At 64.4% G+C, this 4,111-nt stretch carries 5 protein-coding genes; 4 read left to right on the top strand and 1 reads right to left on the bottom strand.

Annotation, left to right across the window (positions count from 1 at the left end; all coding sequences use genetic code 11):
* From EN991_RS25965 to EN991_RS25955, 3 genes are all read left to right on the top strand, one after another.
* Positions 1–454: DUF445 family protein (locus EN991_RS25965; RefSeq protein ID WP_127369836.1), on the top strand; the 454-nt coding region annotated here is incomplete at its 5' end.
* 111 nt (positions 455–565) lie between these two features.
* Positions 566–994 carry a phasin family protein gene (locus EN991_RS25960; RefSeq protein WP_127369835.1) on the top strand — a complete coding sequence of 143 codons (429 nt, stop codon included), beginning with the start codon at positions 566–568 and terminating at the stop codon, positions 992–994.
* 190 nt (positions 995–1,184) lie between these two features.
* Positions 1,185–1,682 carry a MaoC family dehydratase gene (locus EN991_RS25955; RefSeq protein ID WP_013531248.1) on the top strand — a complete coding sequence of 166 codons (498 nt, stop codon included), beginning with the start codon at positions 1,185–1,187 and terminating at the stop codon, positions 1,680–1,682.
* Positions 1,683–1,720: 38 nt separating this feature from the next.
* Here the strand turns inward: EN991_RS25955 and EN991_RS25950 are convergent, their stop codons facing one another.
* Entirely contained in the window at positions 1,721–3,175 is a 1,455-nt protein-coding gene (locus tag EN991_RS25950) for an MFS transporter (RefSeq protein ID WP_127369834.1), read from the bottom strand.
* A 128-nt stretch (positions 3,176–3,303) separates the two neighbouring features.
* On the opposite strand from EN991_RS25950, the gene EN991_RS25945 reads away from it, so the two are divergent.
* A partial coding sequence (locus EN991_RS25945; RefSeq protein WP_164769372.1) for a LysR family transcriptional regulator occupies positions 3,304–4,111 on the top strand: 808 nt, incomplete at its 3' end.

Here is a 4,111-nt window from a genome sequence, read left to right as displayed (position 1 = left end):
GCTGAGGACATCGAAACAATACGCCAAACGGGCCGAAAAGCTGAAGCGCGACTTCCTGGGCCGGCCGGAGGTCAAGGGATTGGCCGGCGACATGTGGGCAAGCCTCAGCCAGTTCATCGAGCAGGATGCCAAGGCGCCGAATTCGGTCATCCGTGCGCACCTCGCCAACATGTTCGTCGAGGTCGGCCGGCATCTTGCCGGCGATGCGCAGATCCGGGCCGACATGAACCAGGGGTTCGTGGTGGCGCTGGCGTCGTTCGTGGAGAGCCAGAAGGCCGGCGTGTCGACATTCATCGCCGACCAGGTCAAACGCTGGGACCTCGCGCAACTGACGCGGCTGATCGAGATGAACATCGGCCGGGACCTGCAGTACATCCGCTTCAACGGCATGATCATCGGCGGCCTCGCCGGTGTCGTGCTCTATGTGGCCGAGCGGCTGTTCCTCGTGAATTGATGCGCGGCCAGACTGGCGCTCATTCCTCCGCGTCCGAATGGACTCACGGCACGCGAGTGTTATTCTCCATCCGAGGGTGCCCGCATCCGCGGCAAAGGGGAGCAAACAAGCATGGCAAAACAACCGGAATCCGATTCCTTCATGGACATGTTCGGCAGGTTCGGCCGCGACCTGAAGGTGCCGAATGTCGATGTCGAGGCGATCCTCGCCCATCATCGCAAGAACCTCGAAGCGCTGGAGAAATCTGCACGAGCCGGTGCCGCCGGCGCCACCTCGCTGTTGTCCCGGCAGCGCGAGATGCTGCAGGATACGCTGCGCGAGGTCACCGAGATGGCGCAAAGCTACAGGGCGCCGGGCAATCCGCAGGAACTGATGGCCAAACAGACGGAGTTTGCCAGAAAGTCCTTCGAGGCCGCGTTGAAAAATGCCGGCGAAGTGGCTGAACTGGTCAAGAAATCCGGTGCCGAATCGGTCGACATCCTGCGCACCCGCATCAAGGAGGCGATGGAGGAAATCCGCGCCGGCTACGAGAAGAAGTAGCGGATGTGGCCGGGACCGGTTCATGGCTGCCGGCCGCCCTGAAGCCCGGAAAGCCCGAGTTGGCCTGCGACTGCGCCGGCGGCGTGGCTCGATTGCGGCCGAGATCGACGGAACGGATTCGCGCAGAGCGAATTGACAGAGGCCGTCAGTTCGTGGTCCGGAGGCTCTGGAAGCGATCGGGAAACCAGGAATGAACGAAATACGGCCTAAAACGCCGCCTACCTACGAGCAGTTGAGGACGATGGCCGGGCTGGAACTCGGCGTGTCGGAGTGGACGACGGTCGACCAGAACCGCATCGACCAGTTCGCTGAATGCACCGGCGACCATCAATGGATTCATGTCGACCCTGAAAGGGCGCGGCGGCAAAGCCCGTTCCGCACGACGATCGCGCATGGCTATCTGACGCTGTCGATCATCGGCGCGCTGGCGCTCGGCATGGGCATCGTGCCCGAGAATACGCAGGCCGCCTTCAATTATGGCTTCGACAAAGTACGCTTCCTGGCGCCGGTCAGGGTCGGCGCCCGCATCAGACTGCGCATCACGCTGCTGTCCATGGAGGACAGGGGCCCGGGCCAGTATCTGATGAAGGCGGCCAACACGGTCGAGATCGAAGGCGAGGAAAAGCCTGCCTTGACGGCGGAAACGCTGGTCATGCTCTATGAACGCCGCAAGCGGGCAGGTGCCTGAGCCTGTTTGGAAATTCTACTCTCTGAGCGGTGTGCGCGTCACGAAGCCCTGGATTCTGCGCGGCCTGTGGCGCGGGCCGAGAGCAGTGCGAGGAACAGCGCAGCCAGCGCCAGCACCGTCGCCGTCTGAAAGGTGACCTGCATTCCCCGGGCGGCGGCCTCGGAACTCAGAAGACCAATGCCTTCGTGCCCTTCGGCCGATGCGACGGCGAATATAGCGCCCATCAACGAGGCGCCGGTGATGAGCCCGAGATTGCGCGAAAGGTTGAGCAGACCGGAGACGACGCCGCGCTGACCCGCGTCAACGCCGGTCATGACGGCTGCATTGTTCGACGTCTGGAACAGCGCGTAGCCGATGCAGGTGACGGTGATCGCAACGACATAGCCGGCAATGCCGAATCTGGTCACGGCGAGCGACAGCAGGAACGTGCCTGTCGTGAGGCTGAGCAGGCCTGCGACCATCATCCTATGAGCGCCGAAGCGGTCGGTCAGGCGTCCGGCCACCAACGCCGACAAGGTCGAGACGAGCGGGCCGGTCGACAGCACCGCACCCACCATTGCAGCATCCAGCCCGAGCCCGCGCGACAGGTAGAACGGAGCCACCACCAGCGTCGCCATCATCACCGTGGCGACGACGAGGCTCATGGCGAGACTGGCACTCAGCTGAAGATCGCGGAAGCTGGCAAGCCGGATCAAGGGGTTTTTCACTCTCGCCTGCGCGGCGGCGAAAAGAAAAACGCCGGTGCCGGCGGCGATCAGCAGGCCGATGTTGAGCGTGCCGAAATTGCCTCTGCCCAGCGTCATCGCCAGCGCATAGGCGGCCAACGTCAGGGCCAGCAGGGCGGTGCCCACGACATCGAACGTGCCTCGGTCGAGCCGCGCGGTTTTATTGCGTGCCGGCAGGGCACGCCAGGCAAGAGCGAAGGTGAGCACTCCCAGCGGGACATTGACGAGGAAGATTGCCCGCCAGCCGAAGCCGGTGATCAAAAGGCCGCCGAGCGAGGGGCCAAGTGTCGTGCCGATCGCGGACATGGCGCCGAGCAGGCCCATGGCGCCGCCGATTCTGTCTTTGGTCACGGTTTCGGCGACGAAGGCCAGCGTCAGCGCCATCATCAGCGCTGCGCCAAGTCCCTGCACGGCGCGTGCGGCAATCAGCAGCCAGAGTGTCGGCGCCAGGCCGCAGAGCACCGATGCGGACGTGAACAGCGCGATGCCCCCAAGCAGCAACGGTCGGCGCCCGAACATGTCGGCCAGCCGGCCGACGCTGACGATCAGTGTGGTGATGGCGAGGAGATAGGCCAGAACAACCCATTGCACGGCTTGGAACGTCGCGCCGAAATTCTGCATCAGCGACGGCAGCCCGACGCTGGCAATGCTGGTTCCCAGCGACGACAGCAGTGTGGCGAGCGACAGGCTTGCCAACGCCCAGCCGGCGGATTGCATCCGTGGTGGCGCCGATGTCAGCGCGTCCGGATTTTGCTCAGCGATTGCCACGGCGGTCTCCTTCCATCAGTCCCACAACCGGAACTGCTGGAGATCTAGTTCCTTGGCCAATGTGGCGGAAGGCGCAGCATTTGCATCTTATTCGTGCGTTTGGCGCCATATCATGTCATGATCTGCCGATGACATCACCCGATCTCAACTTACTGTTCGCTCTCGACGTCCTGCTGACCGAAGGCAGCGTGGCGCGCGCCGCCAGCCGCCTACGCCTCAGCCCTTCGGCGATGAGCCGCACGCTGGCGCGACTGCGCCAGGCGACGGGCGATCCGCTGCTGGTTCGCGCCGGTCGAGGCCTTGTGGCGACGCCGCGTGCGGAAGAACTGCGACAGCAGGTAGGCCGTGTCGTCCAGGATGCGGAGGCGATCCTGCGCCCTGCCACCTTGCTCGATCTCCCGAACCTGGACAGGGTCTTCACGCTGCGCACCAATGAGAGCTTCGTCGAAGAGTTCGCACCTCGTCTCGTTGCCCGTATCCAGGCCGATGCGCCCGGCGTGCGGCTGCGCTTTGCACCGAAGTCCGACCGGGACGTCATGTCGCTGCGCGACGCGGCGATCGATCTGGACATAGGCGTCGCTGGCGAGACCGGCCCGGAGGTGCGCATCCAGGCGTTGCTTCGCGACCGCTTCATCGGCGCTGTGCGAACGGGCCATCCCTTGACCGAGGGCGCGGTGACGCCTGAGCGCTATGCCGCAGGCCGACACATCAGCGTTTCACGGCGTGGCCGCGAGAAAGGGCCGATCGACGAGGCTTTGAACCGGCTCGGGCTGCGGCGGACCGTCGTGTGCATGGTTTCCGGTTTCTCGGCAGCCCTTGCCATGGCCCGCACATCAGACCTGATCGCCAGCGTTCCGGAGCGGCATACCGAGGGCGCACGCGCCGGCATGCGCAGTTTTCCCCTGCCGGTTGCCACCGCGGAAGTCACTATCTCCA

It is taken from the genome of Mesorhizobium sp. M7A.F.Ca.US.005.03.2.1, assembly GCF_003997795.1.
Lineage (GTDB): Bacteria > Pseudomonadota > Alphaproteobacteria > Rhizobiales > Rhizobiaceae > Mesorhizobium > Mesorhizobium ciceri.
This window is presented reverse-complemented; position numbering and strand designations above follow the sequence as displayed.